Below are 18,278 nucleotides of genomic sequence, written 5' to 3' on the forward strand. Positions count from 1 at the left end.
AATCAATTAATTTGAAGTAAAATTAGTCAACTAAAATTAAGGAGAAATTTAATGAAAAAACTATTATTTACAATTGTGCTGTTTTCTTCGTTAGCTGTACTTAGTTTCGCTGCACCAAAGAAAGAAAAAGCTGATGAGAAAAAAACAAACTATGTCAAACTGGATCCAAAAAAGAAGTTTGCCATTGAAGGCGTGGAGCTGGGAAGTCTTGAATGGTGTCAGGATGATGCAAAGCTTACCGCTAAAGGGGAACTTATCTGGAATAAGGATAAAAGTGACGATTGGCTTCATTTTGGATGGGATCTTCGCGGTACTGATTTGAGTCAGTATGGTGCACTCCGCATTGAAATTGCATCATTTACTGATAGAGAAGATTTACGTGTAGAAATGGCAAATCCTGCAAGTTTAGGCGACGCTACATTTGCATTTGAAAAAGACGGTATCTGTTATGTTTTCTTTGATGGTTCTGGCAGATGGTATGGAGATATGAAAAATCCGGATCCTGAAGAAGGATACGAGATTAGATTTTTAGCAAAAAAAGCAAATATGCCAAAAACAGTCATTAAAAGTATTGAACTTATAAATAAAGAAGATATTCCTGATGCTTCAGATCTTGAATTGATGGGTGTTCCATTTGGAAGTCAATCCTGGCAAACTCATATTATGGGAAAAGAAATAACCTGGTTAAAGGGTGAAATTGATGGTAATGCCGGTTGGAATTTTACAGAAGTTGACCTTTCTGAATATGACAGAATCCGTGTTGAACTAGAAAGTAATGACGCAACTAACATTGAACTCTCACTTAATAGTAAAGACTGGAAAAATTACCATACCTTCTATGAGCTGGAGCAAAATGTTCTTGAAGCTGATTTAACAGGTGAAGGTGCCGGATATAAAAATGATGATTCACTTCCTTTGGATAAATCTGATGGACTGTATGTATATATTCATCAATATAATGGTGGAAAACCAAGAACAAAGGATATGCATACTGTTGTAAAAAGCGTTCAGCTTTTGAAAGGTAAAAGACAGATTAATGAAAATCTGAAATTGCTTGGTTCTGATTTCGGATCAAGTCGTGGAAGTGCTTATATTTCTGATGGTGGTAAGGTTGAATGGATTTTACCAAAGAAAGACTGGGATGCATGTGCCGGCTGGAATGTTAGAGGTATAGACTTTACTGGTTACGAAAAGATTCGAATTGAATTAGATCCTGAATCAGCAAAGCTTCCTTATGAAATCAGAATGACACAGGATGATTGTCATATTGGATATAATTTTACATCTCCAACTGTTATTGAAGCTAATCTTGATGGAAGCGGATACAGCTGGTCCTGGCCAGATGGAGCAAAATGGGATTCATCAAAAGGTATTAATGAAATTCAAATCCGCTTGTGGTGGCAGAAATCTGGTGTTGAAAATCAGAAATCTATTGTAAAATCTGTTACTTTAGTAAAAGCTGGAGAAGGACCACAGTTGCCGGATAGACTTCTTTTGAATGGTGCAAAGCTTGGTTCAAGGAAATGGCCTTCTACTTCATGGCTTGATGATGATTATGCAATTAACTGGGCAAAAGAAAAGTATGAAGAATTTGGCTGGAGAGTTGAAAAACTTGAAGGGGATATTCTCGAAGTAAAAGTAACATCAACAGATGTTCCTTTAAATCTGAAAATACGTGATAACAAGAAAAATGAGGCAGAATGGACTGATGATGGTTCTCATATCTTCCGCATTGATTTGAAAACAAAGAAAATGCTACGCGCTAATGGCAGTAAAAAAGAGCCAAACTGGACAAGTCAGACCAAAAAATTTGATTTCTCAGAAGGTGGTGAAGTTTTACTTCTTCCTACAAACGGAGTTTTCAAAGAAGGCAAGAAAACTGTTATTGAGTATGTTAAAGTAGAGTAAGCCATGGATTGCCACGTCGCTGCGCTCCTCGCAATGACGTGGTCATAACCGTCATTGCGAGCCGAAGGCGAAGCAATCCACTAGCCTTTCAGGCCGCCCGTACTTACGCCGTTTACAATGTATTTTCTTGTAAGAATAAAAAGAATAATCATTGGCAGAACGACTATGGTTGAGGCGGCCATTAAATATTCTGAATAACTTGCGGCTTCGGTTGTAAAAACCTGAAGTCCGTAAGGCAGCGTGCGGCTCTTTGCATCAGATGTTACGTAAAGAGGCCACATAAAGCTGTTCCATGAAGAAAGTGCATTCAAAAGAATAATTGTAAAAATCGAAGGCTTTGCAATCGGCACCATAATGCGCCACAAATAGATCCAGTTGCTTGCCCCGTCTATGCGGGCTGAATAATAAAGACTGTCAGAAATCGTATCAAAGAAATTCTTCAAAATATAAGTGTAAAAGATGCTCGAAATAAAAGGCATTACAAGAGCCGGAATTGTGTTGTAGAGCTTTATCTTTACGATTGTGGTATAGTTAGTGATGATTAACATTTCAAAAGGAATCATCATCAGACTGAGCAGAATTGAAAAGATAAGGCTGCGGCCCGGGAACTTCATTTTTGAAAAGGCAAAGGCTGCAAGAATTGTTGTGGTGGTTGTTGTGAGAACAGAAAGCACCATTACAATTACAGAGTTAATAAAATATTTTCCAAAGGGAGCCATAGAAAAGGCTTCGCGGTAATTTACAAAAGAAAAGCTTGCAGGCCAGAATTTCGGCGGAAACATTATTGCTTCGGCGTGAGTTTTGAAGGATGTGAGAATCATCCAGATGAAGGGGAAAATCATTAAGAGGGAGCCGAGGATGAGGAAGAGATAGACTGGTGTTTTTCGAAGGACTTCGCGCCAGTCAGGTTTTGTTCCAGAAGTGATTTTTTTCATTTGAGCCCCTTCCTTCCCATCCGCTTTTTGAGATACAATTCAAGCAGAGTAACTACAAAAATACAGAGGAAAAGAATAACGGCAGCGGCGGCGGCATAACCGTACTTTCGTTTTTCCATCATTGCGTATCTGATGTAATAAACAACGGTATAGAGATTATAGTAAGGTCCAGGCTTTCCGTAGAAGAGCGGATAAAGCTCGCTGAAAACCTTAAAGCAGCTGATGGTGTTTACAATGCAGACTAAGAAGATTGTAGGCGAAAGGAGCGGAACTGTAATGCGGAAAAAAATACGCACAGGCTTTGCACCGTCCACGCGGGCTACTGTATAATAAGTTTCGTTGATATTCTGCATGTCCGAGAGCAGAATGATAATTGTAAAAGGAAGAATATTCCAGGTACCGAATATGATAAGAGCTAAAAGTGACCAGCGTGATTCAGTCACCCAGCCGATTTTTTCAATTCCAAATTTAGAAAGCAGCCAGTTGATAATTCCGTACTGCTGGTTATACATAAGGCGCCAGATAAGACCAACGGCAGTTACAGAAGTTACCATTGGTAAGAAGAAAGCTGTCTGAAAAATAGCGGAGCCCCTCACCTTTTTGTTCAAAAGATTTGCAAAGAAAAGTGCGATTGCGGTACTGACAGGAACAACGAATAAAACGTAAAGAGCTGTATTTTTTAAGCCTGATGTAAACTTATCATCTGTTAAAACATATTTATAATTCTCAAAATTACAAGCTTTGAAGGTGCCTCGAAGATAGCTGTAGTTTTCCTTAAAAGAAATTGTAAAAACATTGATTACAGGATAAAGGGTAAAAATGATTATGAAAATTAAAAAGGGAGAAAGATAAAGCCAGGGCTCTATTTTGGAAAATAACTCACGACGTTTTGGTGAAAAACTCAAGACAATCTCCTGCCTTCTTTATCAAAAGTGAAGACGCCTTTTTTCTTTAGGCTAACCTTTATTTTTGAACCGGTGGCCAGGGCAGAATCTTCCAGATTCAAAATAGCGCGCACGGTATTTCCAAGATATGTCATTGTAACAATCTGGTCTTTTCCCATTTCGCTGATGAATTGGATTTCTGCTTCGATTCCGTTTGGATCAAGAGTAAAAGCTTCCGGGCGGATGGCGACGGTAGTTGCGGTGGTTTCGATACGCTCGCTTTGCTCGCACTCAACCACCGAGGCCGGAAGTTTGTTTGCCGGAGGATTACCCAAAAACTCTGCTACAAAAAGGCAGTTAGGATTAACATACAATTCCTGACAAAGGCCGCTCTGAATCAAAAGTCCGTCCTTCATCAAAAGAATTGAATCAGAAATAGACATTGCCTCTTCCTGATCGTGAGTTACAAAAACAGTAGTAACGCCAGTCTCTTTCTGAATGCGGCGGATTTCTTCGCGCATTTCGAGGCGGAGTCTGGCGTCAAGATTTGAAAGCGGCTCGTCCATCAAAAGCAGCTGAGGCTTTTTTACCATTGCACGGGCAATTGCAACTCTCTGCTGCTGGCCACCGCTGAGTTCGGAAGGATAACGTCGCAAAAGATTATCAACATGAACAAGCTTTGCAATTTCCTCTACCCTTGCCTTACGCTCATCCTTTTTCACTTTTAAAACTTCCAGTGGAAAAGCAATGTTTTCGGCAACCGTCATATGAGGATAAAGTGCATAGTTCTGAAATACCATGCCGATATTTCTCTGGTCAGGAGGAAGCTTTGTTACATTCTTGTCATCAAAAAAAATCTGACCTTGAGTAACCGGAATAATTCCGCAAAGCATATTGAGCAAAGTTGATTTTCCGCAGCCTGAAGGTCCGAGCAGACAAATCAAATGCCCGTCTTCAAGCTCTGCGGAAAAGTTACTAACCGCTGTGGTGTGACCAAAAGTTTTTGTTACGTTATCGATTCGAACGCGCATTATCTACCATTCAAAGCGTCGTTACACTGCTTTTCAATTGCAGCAACGGCTTCCTTAGCTGACATCTTACCATCAACTACATAGTTCAAGTATTCTTCAAGAATCTTACGAACAGCAGCAGAACCGGTTACGTTAGGGAAAGAACCTGATACCGGCATGTTAGCCTGAACATAAGGAAGAGCGGAAGTTGCAGGAAGATTCTTAAGATAAGCAACATATTCAGGATAATCAGCTGATGTACCATAAGGACAAAGTGCAGAGTTTGCAATAGCCCACTTAGCGGCATTTTCACGGTTGAGGAAGAACTTAACAAATTCATAAGCACCTTCATCTACAGCATCATTTCTGTGAAGGAAGATAGGACCACGGTTCCATGCAGTATAGAAATCACCTGCAATCCACTTAGCCATGCCTAACTCACCCTTACCTTCAACCATCTGAATGTACTGATCGTTTACACAAGAACCAGAGAAGGAAGCAATATCACCATTTGCCAAATCCTCAGAAGAATAGCGGCCGATTGTGTTGAAAGAGAAATAACCTTTTTTACAGTTATCAGCATACCACTGGTAGATTTCTTCGAGCTTTGGACCACAGAAGTTTACACGCTTGTTAGCAACATCAATATAGCCAAGGCCGTTATGCATAATCAGCTCCTGAATGTTGTCTACAAGACCGTCTGAATGGAAGCCTGGAATACCCTTCTTCTCTTTGATTGTCTTTGAAACTGCAACAAGTTCATCCCAGTTAGTTGGTGGATTAAGACCAAGTTCCTTAAAGATTGTTTTATTATAGAAAAAAACAGGACCAGTTGTACAACCAGGAAGATAATAGATTCCACCATCTTCAAAGCCGAGAACATCAGTTTTCATTGCTTCTGGCAATGAGTCGATGATGTTCTGCATTGTCTTATCGCCTTTCTTAAGATCCTTTTTGATATACTTGCGGATATCGATTGCAAGACCTTCGTTAGCATAATCTACGGCTGTAGTTCCATAATTGAAAATGATACTAGGGCCAATTCCGTTTGCAACAGCATTGTAAACTGTGTCAGCAAAGCCTGCATAATCCTGATTCTTTACTTCTACCTTGTATTTTGTCTGGCTTACATTAAAGCGGTCTGCAGCGTCATTGAGGGCTGCTGCCTGCTTACCATTGTAAGTGTGCCAGATTTCAACAGTTGTAATTTTGTTTTTTGATTTTTTAGCACCGGCTGCGAATACAAGGCCAGATACCATTACCATTGAAAGTAAGAGAGTTGTAATTTTTTTCATTGAGATACTCCTGAGTCCGCGTTTTGCGGAAATAATGTCATCCTCGGGCTTGACCCGGGGATCTGATTCGCGTTGCCGTCGTGAGGCAGGGAAAGTGATGTGGAGTTCATCACTGCGGGATGGCTCATATTAGCATTAATCGTTTAATTATTCAATTAATTGAAGCAATCCATATCAACCTATTACACAATTGTATTTTACAAAATCAAAAATAATTATTATATTATAAACATGAAAACAAGAATTAAACTTATAACTTTTCTATCAATTTTATTAATTTTATCTTCCTGTGCATCAACTAATCTCAAAAAAACTAATCCAACCGGATTAAAAGAACAGACCAGAACAGAAGTAATCACCGTTACTGGTGGTGATGTTCGCGGAATTGTTAATAAAGATGGTACTGTAGAAATATTTGCCGGACTTCCTTTTGCTGCCCCTCCTGTAGGAGACCTGCGCTGGAAAGAACCTCAAGATGTAATTCCATGGAAAGGCATTCTTGAAGCAGATCATTTTGCTCCTATGGCAATGCAATTGGAAAACGGACCTGTTTATAATTTTCTTTTCAATGCATATACTCATTCTAAAAAAAGCCGAACCTATGGCGGCCCTATGAGCGAAGACTGCCTTTACCTTAATGTATGGCGACCTGTCGGAAAGGCTCCCCAAGGCGGCTGGCCTGTACTTGTATATGTTCATGGCGGTACCCTTCTTACCGGACAAAGCTGGTATGAAAAATACGACGGAGAAAATCTTGCTGCCAATGGAATTATTGTTGTTAATATAGCATATCGCGTTGGTGTATTTGGTTACTTTGCAGATGCAGAGCTTGCCAAAGAATCCCCAAACGGAACAACCGGCAACTACGGACTTTTGGATCAGATAAAGGCTCTTGAATGGGTTCACAATAATATTGCAGCCTTTGGCGGAGATGCAGGAAATGTTACAATCGCCGGTGAATCAGCTGGTTCTTCTTCTGTAAACGCACTTTGTGCCAGCCCTCTTACAAAAGGCTTTTTCCGCCGTGCAATCGGTGAAAGTTCATCAGTAATTCAGCAGACTCCTCCTCATACCTTCCGTACAATGGAAGCCGCTTTAAAAATGGGAGATGATATTAAAAAGGAATTTGGCTGTAAAAATATGGAAGAACTCCGTACTCTTCCTGCCGCAAAACTCATCAAAACAAAATATAAAAACTCTTCTATGACAGTAGACGGCTATGCCCTGCCTGAAACTCCTTATGAGATTTATCAGAAAGGCCTGAATCATGAAGAAGCTTTGATGAACGGTTTTAATAAACGCGAAGCATTTGGTTTTACTTTCTTTACAAAAGTAGATAAAAAAAATATTGCATCCCTTCTTGAACCTAGTATGAAGGATAAGTCTGCTGCCTTCCTCGAAAAATATGGCAGTAAAAATAAAAAAGAGCTGAAGTCATTGTATAACGATGTCTTCTCTGCAGTATGCTTTACCTACCCTCATGACCAGTGGACAAAAACACTGCAGGCCCAGGGCAAGCCTGTTTATGAATATTACTTCAGCCGCGAAAATGGAGAAATTGGAACCAATCATTCCGGCGAAATGATTTATGCTTACAGGAATGTGCCGCATACAAAAAATTACAAGGCCCGCGATTACGAACTTGAAGAAATCATGAGCTCTTACTGGCTGAACTTTGTAAAATACGGAAATCCGAATGGTAAGGACACTGCCGGCAAAGAGCTTCCACTCTGGCAGACAAGTAAAGAAAGTGGCGGCCTTCTCATGGAATTCGGCGACAGCTGCAGTATGGTAGAAGATCCATTTGCTTATATTTATGATTATTTGAATTAATGGATTGCCACGTCGCCTCCGGCTCCTCGCAATGACGGTACGCTTGCTTACGGCTCCTCGCAATAACGGGGAGCTTTTTTTTTAAATTTTACAAATCCAAAATACTGATGGATAATATAAGAATATAACAAACTATTAGTATTTTGGAGATTTATATGTCAGGATTAAATAATTTTGGCAAAATGCTTAAGCAGAAAAAGGCTAAGAAACTTTTCTGGGGAATGCTTGGACCTCTTTTAATTGTAACGATTTCAGCCTGCTCCTTTTTCTACTATGTTTCAGATGCTATTCTGAAAGAATATATGAAAAGCCAGCTTGAACTGTCTGTAGAAAAGCTCAATACAAATGTTTCAGACAGCATGGAGCCAATAATCATTAATGTAGATAACTTTGTTACTTTTTCTGCAGATTATAATGATGAAGAAATACTTACCCTGCTGCTTAATGCTTTTTCAAGCAAACTGGATGACTATGCTTCAATGCTTTATTTTGCTCCGGTAAAAAAACTTTCTGAAGGCGGAAAATTCCTGAATAATATTGGTTGGGTTCCACCAGAAGGCTTTGAGCCGACAGAAAGAGTATGGTTTAAAGAAGCTGTAAAAAATCAGGGAAAAACAACCTTCTCTACTCCATATGTTGATGTAAATACAGGTAAGCTCTGTGTTGCAGTTTCCCAGGCAGTTTATAATTCTCAGGGACAATTAAATGGTGTTATAGGCTGCGATATTCTTCTTGATCATCTTGTTGCATCAATAAAAGAAATTAAGATTTCCAAAAACTCAAGACTTAATCTTATTACACAAGACGGATACTTCCTCACACATGAAGACCCGGAACAGGTAATGAAGTTAAACTGGTTTGATGTAACTTCTTACAGCGGTGATAAAAATGAATGGTTGAATGGAGAAACTAAAAACTATCTTGATAAGAAAAATTATTATGCAGTTTGTAAAATTGGAAACGCTCCATGGTACATTGTTGTAGAAGGACCAATGATGGATTTTAAAGGAACTCTATCTAATGTAATTATAACCTTTGAAATCCTTTTAATAATCTTCAGTATAATTGTTTCTATTATCAATATAAATGTAATACGTAAAATGCGTAAAGATGAACAGAAGCTTGCAAATCAGCTTTTCGAAGATGCTCAGAGTCTTGTAGTATCATCAAAAGAAAATGCCGCAACTGCTCAAGACCAGAGTGCTGCTGTTAAAGAAATTGTTGCCACAATGGAAGATAACACTGCTCTTGGAGAAGATATTTCCCAAAGAATTCAAGATGTTTCTAGCGTAGCTGTAAAAACAAATAACATAGTTGCCGAAGGAGTTTCATTTATTGAAGCAAATATGAAGCAGCTTGAAGAAATTGCAAATACCAATCTGAACACAATAAAGGGCATTAAGTCTTTGGGCGAAAAAATTGAAAACATCTGGTCTATCGTTTCCCTGATTAATTCTGTTGCAGACCAGGCAAAAATCATCGCCTTTAATGCCGAACTTGAGGCTAACAATACAAACTCCAGCGGAAAGAACTTCCATATAGTTGCAAATGAAATCCGCCGCCTTGCAGACGGTATCATTGAAAGTACAAAAGAGATTAAAACCCGCATTACAGAAATTCAGGAATCTTCGGATGACCTTATTCTCACCAGTGAAAACGGAACCGAGAAAATTCAGTCTGGCGTTGAAAATGCAAAAAATCTTGAAACACGCTTTGAAAGCATAAAAAATGCTTCTGAGATTACTGCAGAAAGTGCAGAAAAAATTACTACAATCATTCAGCAGCAGACAATTGCTGGTGAACAGATTCTTATCACCCTTAAACAAATTTCTGCAGGTGTTTCAAACTTCTCTATGGCAACTGAATATATTTCTCAGGCTTCTGAAAATCTTAAAACTGTTGCGACCGAACTCAGCGGTTCAAAAGATGATACAGACGAAAGTGATGATGAAGATTCTGATGATACAAAATCTGAAACAACTGCTGACAAAGCCGATTCAGAATAAGGGAGTCTGGTTATGAATGAAGAAATTATTGAAGATATTGAATCAAAGAAAGAAATTACAAATGTCACTTTAGAAGATAAAGCAATGACAACCTGGCTTATTTTTTTAATTTCAGAAAAAAAATACGCCGTAAAGTCCAGCGATGTTGTAGAAATTATCAGTGACCTTTCTGTATACCACATTCCTTTTATGCCAAAATATATTGAAGGAATATTGAACCGTCGCGGAGAGCCTTTTACTGTTGTAAATCCAAATTCTATTTTTGCTGATGACCCCAACTCTCCTCCTCCGGATAAATCTCTCTTTATGATTTTTAAAAGAGATGATGATCAGCTTTCTCTTCATATTTCGGATATTCTTTTATTTACAAAAATTGAAGATACAGAACTAAAACTGATTCCAGATGCTACTGAAGAAAGTTTCTTTCTTGGTACGGTAACCTATGATGGGGAAGAAATTCCGGTTTTAAATCCTAATGCTTTTGAAGTTCTTATAAGGAAAGATTGTGGAAACAGCTAATCATTTTACCTGCTTATCTTACGATACAATTGATTTCCTCATTTTAAGTAAATATGTTCTTTTCGGAATTTACATTGGAAGTTCCGATGACGGAAAAAGAATTGACTTTGAAAATGAAGTATTACCAAAGTTGAGTATTGGAAGCTTTCTGGAAAAAGAATTCAATTGCAAGCATACAGAAGACTGTAATGTAATGCTTGTAATGAATAAGTCTGAATTTGATGAAGACCTGCAGTCCAAAATTGTAAACTATACAGGTACAGCTTTTCCGGTCTCTGGAAATTTTGCCTTATCTGTAAATACTTCGGTTACAAGCAGAATTGTTGATATTTCTTTTTTACGAGTAATACCATCCGGGATAAGAAAAAGATTAAATGCCTGCGGTATAAGTGCCATAGGTTTTAACAAAAAAAGACAGATCCTTCTTTCTCCTGATAATATAATACGCAGTTTCTTACGAGGCCTTTTATGAGAATAATGATAGCTGATGACTCCGCAGTAGTACGAACAATAATTACTCAGGGCTTTGCAAAAAATAAAGATTTAAATATTATTGCTTCAGTTTCAACCTGTCAGAAATTATTGAATAATATTACGGTCGAAAATCCGGATGTAATTATCTGTGGAAATGAAACTTCTGATGAAACTGAAAAAGAAGCCCTGGATACAATTGTTAATAAGTTTAATATTCCAGTTTTATTACTTGAAAGCTCTGCAGAAAATCCGGGGCCCTTTATAGGAAAGCTTACAGAAAAAATTCAAAAACCAAAATTAAGAGAATATAATCATGATTTTTTTGAGAGACTGACACAAAAGCTTAATTCTCTGCTTGAATTAAAGCCTCTTTCAAATTCAAAGAATAAAAATGCTGATAAGATTTTTAGGCTTCTTTGTATTGGTGCTTCTACAGGAGGTCCAACTGCAGTTTCAGAAGTTCTTTCCGGTCTTGGTAATAATTTCCCTCTTCCTATTCTTTATACCCAGCATATTGAAATTGGAAAAGACCAGGCTCTTGTAGACTGGCTGAATCAAGTTTGCAGAAACGTAAAAATAAAACTTGCAGAAGATGGAGAAGAAGCAAAGGCAGGCGTCGTTTATATGGCACCGGCAGACAGACATCTTGTGATAAGTCATGAAAGTAATTTTGGAAAACCTGTTCTTAAAATATCAGATGAAGAGCCGGAAAGATATTTGCGTCCTGCTGTAAATAAATTATTTAACTCTGCTGCAAAAATCTATAAGGATAATGTTCTTGCTGTTCTGCTTACAGGAATGGGAGCAGATGGTGCAAATGGCTGTAAAAAAATATGTGAAAATGGCGGCTGGACCATTGTAGAAGATAAATCTACCTGTGCCGTATTCGGCATGCCGGCTGCTGCAATTGACCTGGGCGCCGCAAAAGAAGTTCTGCCCCGCCCTGAAATTTCTAAAAGAATACTGGAATTGGTAAAGAGATAATGGAGAGCTGATGGCAGAAAAGATTGTACTGAAAGAAGATATCCTCGACTCTTTTATAAGTATTCTTACGACTTTAACAGGTATAATACCGCGGGCAAGTCATAGAGACGGAATCAAATATTTTATCGAAAAGAAAATTGCTGAAAATAATTATTCAATTGATGAATACAGAAAACTTCTTTTTACAGATAAAAATCTTATTTCTGAATTTGTAAACGAATGCACTGTAAACGAAACTTATTTTTTCCGTGAAGAAAAACAGTTTGCCTTACTTAAAAATAAAATCTTTCCAAACTGGCGTTACAAGTCTCCTGAAAAAGAAATTAAAATCTGGTCTGCCGCCTGTTCATATGGCGAAGAGGCATACTCTCTTGCAGTTATGGCCTTACTCTGCGGCCTGAATCCTATGGTTACAGCAAGTGATATTAATTCTGAAGTAATTGAACATTGTAAAGATGGTGTATTCCTTAGTACATCTTTGCGTTCTGTAGACGGGGTTTCTTATCAGAAGCTGGTTCTTCCATACCAGAGAGAAGACAGAAAAATCGCATTCCCGCAAGATATAAAGAATCATATCACCACTATGCAGATGAATCTGGCAGAACTGGATTCTCCCAAGAACATTCTTATATTGCCAAAAAATCAGAATATAATTTTTATTCGAAATGTTTTTATATATTTTTCAATCGAATTACGAAAACAAATACTTAAGATAATTACAGATAATTGTCTTGCAGATGACGGATATCTTTTTGTTTCAATGAATGAAATTGCGCAATTAGATTCTACGATTGTACCTAAATCTCTTGAAAAACTTTCTGATGGAAATGTTTTTTATTTTCATAAAATAAGTGATGCCACTCGTGCTGGTGATAAAAAGGAGGTTTTATAAATGCCCCAGGTCTCTAATGATATTACAGAAAGCTACGTTTCCGAAGTAAAAGAACTGCTGGAATCAGCACAAAAGGATATTATTTCTCTAAAATCTAATGAAGATGATTCTGAAACTCTTAACCGCCTTTTGCGAAATCTTCATACCATAAAAGGTAATTCGAGAATGCTGGGCTATACAACAGTTGAAAAACTTGCCCACGCAATTGAAGATATTTATAAGAGCGTAAAAGATAAGAAAATCAAAAATACAGACCGTCTCATAAAACTGGTCTTCGCCGTAACAGAAAAAATTCACGGTTGTGTGTCCTGCATTAGCCGCCGTGGTACAGACAAGCAGGATGTTGAACTTTACCTTCAGTACTGCGACAAGCTTGCGGCCGGAGAACTCATAGACGTAGATGCCTTCATCAAAGAAATCAATAAGAAAAATGGAATTTTGATGGAAGAAGATGATGAGGACTTAGACGAAAACATCAGCGATATCCAGTCCATCAGAATTAAGCTTTCAAGGGTAAACGAAATTATTTCTGATTTTGATACTATGATTACCCGCGAGTTCCATTTAAAATCTCAGCTTGATGAACTTAAAAAACTGGAAGAAAAACTCGGCAGCCGCGAGCTTGCAAAAATCAGGAAGTCCTTTGAAAATGATATTTATTCACTTGAAACTTCAATCTTTAGCGTTCAGGAAAAAGCCTTTGATTTGAGAATGCTTCCTATAAGCATTGTACTCAGACCACTTGAAAATACAATTGCCCTCGAAGCAATGAATCTGAATAAAAAAGTAAAATGCGAAATTCCGGATACTGACATTGCTCTTGATAAAGTAATTCTTGAAGAGCTTGGCGACATTCTTATGCATATAATAAGAAATGCCCTGGACCACGGAATTGAAAGTCCTGCCGAAAGAAAGAAGGCAAAAAAAAGTGAAGAAGGAACAATCAGCATAACCTGTGTCCGCGAAGCCCGCTACATTGAACTTAAGATTAGCGATGACGGCCGAGGCCTTGATTATGATAAAATCAGGGAAAAAGCAATTTCACTTTATCCCGAGCGTACAGAAGAAATAAAAGGAATGAGCGACCGTGAACTTTCCCAGTTCCTTTTCCAGTCCGGCTTTTCTACAAAAGAAAATGTTACAGCTCTCTCTGGTCGTGGAGTTGGTCTTGATGTTGTATGGTCCAACGTTGAAAAAATTAAAGGCCGTATAAAAATAGAAAGCGAAGCCGGTAAGGGAACTTCTTTCATCCTTCACTTCCCTCTTTCACTTTCGACCTTGCAAGGCTTGTTTGTCTACTCTAACAAGGAAAAATATCTGATTCCGGCACAGCACATTGTCGATATCATCTATCGCAAAAAATCTGATTACATAACATTACAGAATCAGAACTATATAAGATTTGAAGATCAGCTTGTACCCTGCTTCCCTCTTTCTACTTTGTTCGAAGACAGAAAGTCAGGGCTCGCCCAGGATGAAGAACCAATTCTTATTGCCGAGTATATGGAACAGAGAATCGGAATTATTGTTGAACAGGTGGAACAGTACGTTTCGCTGGTTGTAAAACCAATGCCGGAAGGAATCAGAAACTGTTCTATTCTTCAGGGAATTGTTTTTGATGAGCATTATGATATTGTGCCTATTCTACATGTTCCTGATATCTTGCAGCGCTTTAAATCACTGCGCGGCTACGACATTAAAAAGTTTGAAGCTGCAACACAGAAAAAGAATATCAGAATTCTTATCGTAGATGATTCTTCGACTACCCGAGAAATTGAAAGATCTATTCTTGAAGGTGCAGGTTATGTTGTTGAAGATGCTTTTGATGGTCTTGATGGTCTTGAAAAAGCAAAGGAAAAATATTACGACCTGATTTTAGCAGATCAGGAAATGCCCCGTATGACAGGCCTTGTTCTTCTGGATAACCTGCGCCGTCTGGACCAGTATAAAGAAACTCCGGTAATCGTTGTTTCCACTGATCAAAGCCGGCAGACAATAGAAGAGTTCCAGCGTCTTAAAGCCGGAGCAATAATTGCTAAGAGTGAGTTCAAGCGGGGAAATCTGCTTGAAGCAATTAAAGAACTTTTGGGAGATGAATAATGGCAAAAAAAATACTTATACTTGAATCTTCCGCGACTATGCAGAAGCTCTTTAAAAGTACACTGGATTCAAAACAGTATTCCATAGTTTTTGAATCTGAAGCAAAAGAGATTTTCAACAGTCTTTATGAAAGTTCACCTGACCTATTTCTTTTGAATTGCAGCATTACAGAGCCCGGTGCTTTTGAAATTGTTAAACTTGTCAGGACTCTACCGGACTTTAAGGAACTGCCTGTTGCCCTCTATTCAAATCTTCCAACATCTCTTGATGAAGAGTTTGCAAAAGAATGTGGAGCTACATCTTTTATTAGGCTTGATGCAGAAAGCCTTGTTCAAAATATTGACCAGCTTGCAGAAGTAGAAAGCGATAATCCTGGAAAATCAAAAAGCGCAAAAAGTAAAAAACTTGATAAAGCCCTTCTATTTTCAAGTGCTGTAAAACTGCTAAGCCAAAAGTCCTTTAATTCTATTATGACTTCTAAAATTGCAGACCTCATTGGACAGATTGATGATCTTGAAGAAATGATAAAATCATACCTGCTTATGATTGCACAGGTATGTGAGGTTCCTCTGGCTGCAATGTATATTCTGGAAAATGACGGACCTCATGGTTATTACCTGTCTGCTAAAGAAGTTCCACAAAAAGATATTTCGGACTTTTTAAATGTCTGCGAAAAAGACTTCGACAAAAATATGTCTGGTGGTATAAGTGCAAAAAACTCTGCAAAAGAAATAGATTCTGAAAATAATCTTGAAAGATTTTTCAGCAGTGAGATTCAGCTTTCAAGTTATGAATACAGAGTTTTAAAAACAGATGCTTCGGTTCTTGCTACAGTTCATATTGTTGCCCAGGGAAATATAATAAGTGACAAATTAAATTACCTTGATTTCTGCATTAATAATGCAGTTGAAGTTTTTGATAAAGCCCTGATTGTTGAAAAGAAAATCTATTTTGAAAAACGAATCCGCAGGGCCTTTAGCCGCTTTGTTCCGGAACAGATTATCGACAGTCTTGTAAAACAGGCTGATGATACTAACCAGAAAGTTGGTGTTGGAGAAACCCGTTCGGTTGCAATACTTTTCAGCGACATCCGTTCCTTTACAAATATCAGTGAAAAAAACAGAGCCGATGTACTTGTTGCCTTTTTGAACAGATATTTTTCTACGATGGTAGAAATTATCAAAAAGCATGGTGGTACAATCGACAAGTTTATTGGCGATGCAATTATGGCAGAGTTTGGAACACCGGTCAGTTATGAGGACAACTGCCGCAGAGCAGTTATGGCTGCTTATGAAATGCGAGATGCCCTTCCGACCGTTGAAATGGGAGATCTGGTAATGCCGGACGGAATGGTCTTCAACATCGGAATCGGCATTCACTATGGCGAGGTAATTGTAGGTTCAATCGGTTCTAAAGATAAAACTGACTACTCTGTAATCGGAGATAACGTAAATCTTGCTTCCCGTCTGGAAGGCCTTACAAAAACTTACGGCAGCCAGATTCTTGTAAGTGAAAGTGTTAGAGCCGATGCGGGAGAAGATTCTTTCTGCTTCCGCCATCTTGATGATGTTCGTGTAAAGGGAAAGAAAAATGCGGTCCCGATTTATGCCGTTGACCGCAGCCCTGATGAATTCCCGGCAGAATACAAAAATGCCTACATAAAAGGCATGGAGCTTTATAAGCAGGGAATCTGGAATCTTGCAAAAGATTATTTTGTAAAAGCACTTGAGGCAGTGGAAAATGATAAGGCCGCAAAGCTTATGCTGGACCGCTGCGAAGAGTTTATTAAAAATCCGCCTGAAAACTGGGATGGCGCGATTGCATTTATGACTAAGTAATAAGAGACAAAGTTTCATACGAGGAGGATGACATGAAAACTTTTTACAAATATTTTTGTACAATTTTTGCTTCAACTTACATAGGAGTATTTTTTCTTAGAATTTATCACTACGGATTTATTTATGAAAATCCTGGAAAAATTATTAAAGGCTGTCTTCCTACAGTTTTAATTACTCTGGGACTTATTTTAATCTGCTCTATTTTTCAATGGCCTCTTCTTAATGGTTTTGATGAAATCATTGAAAAAGGTAAAAAGAATAAGGATTCAATTACCAAAAAAGATATTGCCAGATTAAACATAATCTACCGTAATTATGACATCATAATAATTATTGCACATATAATCGGCTTTCTGGTTGGTGCTGGTTCAACAGCCCTGCTCGAAGCTAAAAAAAGTGGTCAGGCGGTAAATCCATATACCTTTACTTTAATTGAAATGCAGTCTCTTGCAACAGGCTTTATGTGCTACACCATAAACTATGTTCTTGTAAAAAGAATCCATATGGCAGGCCTTATGAGGGAAGTCGGAATGAAGATGAGTGAAAATCTATTCCGAGTACAGAATGTTGCAATGTGGGCTTCTGTAGATGCTTCCATAATAAATATGATGACAGTGCCTTATGGCATTATCGTTAATTCAAAATTACCTGGTTCACATTTTGACCACTTTATCACCTACAGTTTAATCGGCTGGTTTACCAGTCTTGTGGAATTCTTTATTGTATTTAAGGTAATTACAAAGCGTATTCAGAGGACCCAGAAAACAGTCAGCAATAATCTGCTTGCAGAATCTACAAACCTGGCAGAAGCAACCAGAGTCTCTGCTGCAAACAGCCAGAATCAGTCTGCTGCCGTAAAGGAAATTGTTTCTACCATGCACGATTCTACTGAGCTTGCAAACAACATTGGAGAAAAAATTAAGGAAGTAACTGCCCTCGCAGAACAGTCCCGCGACGCTGTAATTTCCGGTAACAATGCCCTGCAGAATAATGTTAATGAGCTCATGAATATCAAGAATACCAACATGCTCACTATCGATGGTATTAAGGAACTGAACTCTAAGATTAACGGTATCTGGGATATTGTAAGCATTATCAATAATGTAGCCGATAAAACTAAAATCATTGCCTTTAATGCTGAGCTTGAAGCTTCTAACTCAGGAGAAGCCGGAAAGAACTTCCATGTAGTTGCTACAGAAATCCGCCGCCTTTCGGATAACATCATTGATAGTATTAAAGAAATCAGGGAAATTATAACTGATATTCAGAAGGCATCTGATACTCTTATTCAGGATAGTGAAAAAGGAACTGCTCAGATTGATAACGGCTGTGAAAGTGCTAAATCTCTGGAAAAGGAATTTGAGAGCATCATGCAGTCATCTCAGACAACTGCAGACAGCTCTAATCAGATTCTGACTAATGTTGAACAGTTAACCGGTGCCAGCGAGCAGATTTTCGTTGCCCTGCAGGAAATTGCAAAGGGCATTGAAAGCTTCTCACAGAATATTACCAGTGTTTCTACTGCGTCGGAATCTGTGAAGGATATTGCGAGTTTGCTTTAAAATGTCATTGTCGGGCTTGACCCGACAATCTTGACATC

At 38.3% G+C, this 18,278-nt stretch carries 14 protein-coding genes; 10 read left to right on the forward strand and 4 right to left on the reverse strand.

Translation table 11 applies throughout. From position 1 onward, the window contains the following. The first annotated feature begins 51 nt into the window (after window positions 1-51). Complete coding sequence (locus G626_RS0110435; RefSeq protein ID WP_022932731.1) at window positions 52-1,908, forward strand: hypothetical protein; 1,857 nt, start codon at window positions 52-54, stop codon at window positions 1,906-1,908. An 80-nt stretch (window positions 1,909-1,988) separates the two neighbouring features. Here G626_RS0110435 and G626_RS0110440 read toward each other — a convergent pair whose 3' ends face one another. From G626_RS0110440 to G626_RS0110455, 4 genes are read right to left on the reverse strand one after another with little or no spacing between them, the layout of a single operon-like run. Continuing rightward, on the reverse strand, window positions 1,989-2,843 hold the full coding sequence (locus tag G626_RS0110440) for a carbohydrate ABC transporter permease (protein ID WP_022932732.1): 855 nt from the start codon (window positions 2,841-2,843) through the stop codon (window positions 1,989-1,991). After that, window positions 2,840-3,748, reverse strand: a complete 909-nt coding sequence (locus G626_RS0110445) for a carbohydrate ABC transporter permease (RefSeq protein WP_022932733.1) — start codon at window positions 3,746-3,748, stop codon at window positions 2,840-2,842. Before G626_RS0110445 ends, G626_RS0110440 begins: the two co-directional genes overlap by 4 nt. Continuing rightward, window positions 3,745-4,758 carry an ABC transporter ATP-binding protein gene (locus G626_RS0110450; protein WP_022932734.1) on the reverse strand — a complete coding sequence of 338 codons (1,014 nt, stop codon included), beginning with the start codon at window positions 4,756-4,758 and terminating at the stop codon, window positions 3,745-3,747. The genes G626_RS0110445 and G626_RS0110450 overlap by 4 nt, the downstream gene beginning before the upstream one ends. Next, complete coding sequence (locus tag G626_RS0110455) at window positions 4,758-6,032, reverse strand: ABC transporter substrate-binding protein (protein WP_022932735.1); 1,275 nt, start codon at window positions 6,030-6,032, stop codon at window positions 4,758-4,760. Before G626_RS0110455 ends, G626_RS0110450 begins: the two co-directional genes overlap by 1 nt. A 231-nt stretch (window positions 6,033-6,263) precedes the next feature. On the opposite strand from G626_RS0110455, the gene G626_RS16250 reads away from it, so the two are divergent. The 9 genes from G626_RS16250 to G626_RS17565 all read left to right on the forward strand — a co-directional run bounded on the left by G626_RS16250 (window position 6,264) and on the right by G626_RS17565 (window position 18,240). Then, complete coding sequence (locus tag G626_RS16250; protein ID WP_022932736.1) at window positions 6,264-7,865, forward strand: carboxylesterase/lipase family protein; 1,602 nt, start codon at window positions 6,264-6,266, stop codon at window positions 7,863-7,865. A 155-nt stretch (window positions 7,866-8,020) separates the two neighbouring features. After that, on the forward strand, window positions 8,021-9,871 hold the full coding sequence (locus G626_RS0110465; RefSeq protein ID WP_022932737.1) for a methyl-accepting chemotaxis protein: 1,851 nt from the start codon (window positions 8,021-8,023) through the stop codon (window positions 9,869-9,871). Window positions 9,872-9,883: 12 nt separating this feature from the next. Beyond that, window positions 9,884-10,390, forward strand: a complete 507-nt coding sequence (locus G626_RS0110470; protein WP_022932738.1) for a chemotaxis protein CheW — start codon at window positions 9,884-9,886, stop codon at window positions 10,388-10,390. After that, on the forward strand, window positions 10,377-10,862 hold the full coding sequence (locus G626_RS0110475; protein WP_022932739.1) for a hypothetical protein: 486 nt from the start codon (window positions 10,377-10,379) through the stop codon (window positions 10,860-10,862). The genes G626_RS0110470 and G626_RS0110475 overlap by 14 nt, the downstream gene beginning before the upstream one ends. Then, a complete protein-coding gene (locus G626_RS17560; RefSeq protein WP_022932740.1) occupies window positions 10,859-11,848 on the forward strand; it encodes a chemotaxis protein CheB in 990 nt (329 codons plus the stop codon). The genes G626_RS0110475 and G626_RS17560 overlap by 4 nt, the downstream gene beginning before the upstream one ends. Window positions 11,849-11,858: 10 nt before the next feature. Continuing rightward, window positions 11,859-12,740, forward strand: coding sequence for a CheR family methyltransferase (locus G626_RS0110485; RefSeq protein ID WP_022932741.1), 882 nt, complete (start codon window positions 11,859-11,861; stop codon window positions 12,738-12,740). Beyond that, window positions 12,741-14,840 (forward strand): hybrid sensor histidine kinase/response regulator, encoded by a 2,100-nt coding sequence (locus G626_RS0110490; protein ID WP_022932742.1) that lies wholly within the window; start codon window positions 12,741-12,743, stop codon window positions 14,838-14,840. Next, on the forward strand, window positions 14,840-16,678 hold the full coding sequence (locus G626_RS0110495; protein ID WP_022932743.1) for an adenylate/guanylate cyclase domain-containing protein: 1,839 nt from the start codon (window positions 14,840-14,842) through the stop codon (window positions 16,676-16,678). The genes G626_RS0110490 and G626_RS0110495 overlap by 1 nt, the downstream gene beginning before the upstream one ends. Window positions 16,679-16,710: 32 nt before the next feature. Next, window positions 16,711-18,240 (forward strand): methyl-accepting chemotaxis protein, encoded by a 1,530-nt coding sequence (locus G626_RS17565; RefSeq protein ID WP_022932744.1) that lies wholly within the window; start codon window positions 16,711-16,713, stop codon window positions 18,238-18,240. Window positions 18,241-18,278: the final 38 nt, after the last annotated feature.

Origin of the sequence: Treponema bryantii NK4A124 (assembly GCF_000421345.1) — a bacterium.
Lineage (GTDB): Bacteria > Spirochaetota > Spirochaetia > Treponematales > Treponemataceae > Treponema_D > Treponema_D bryantii_B.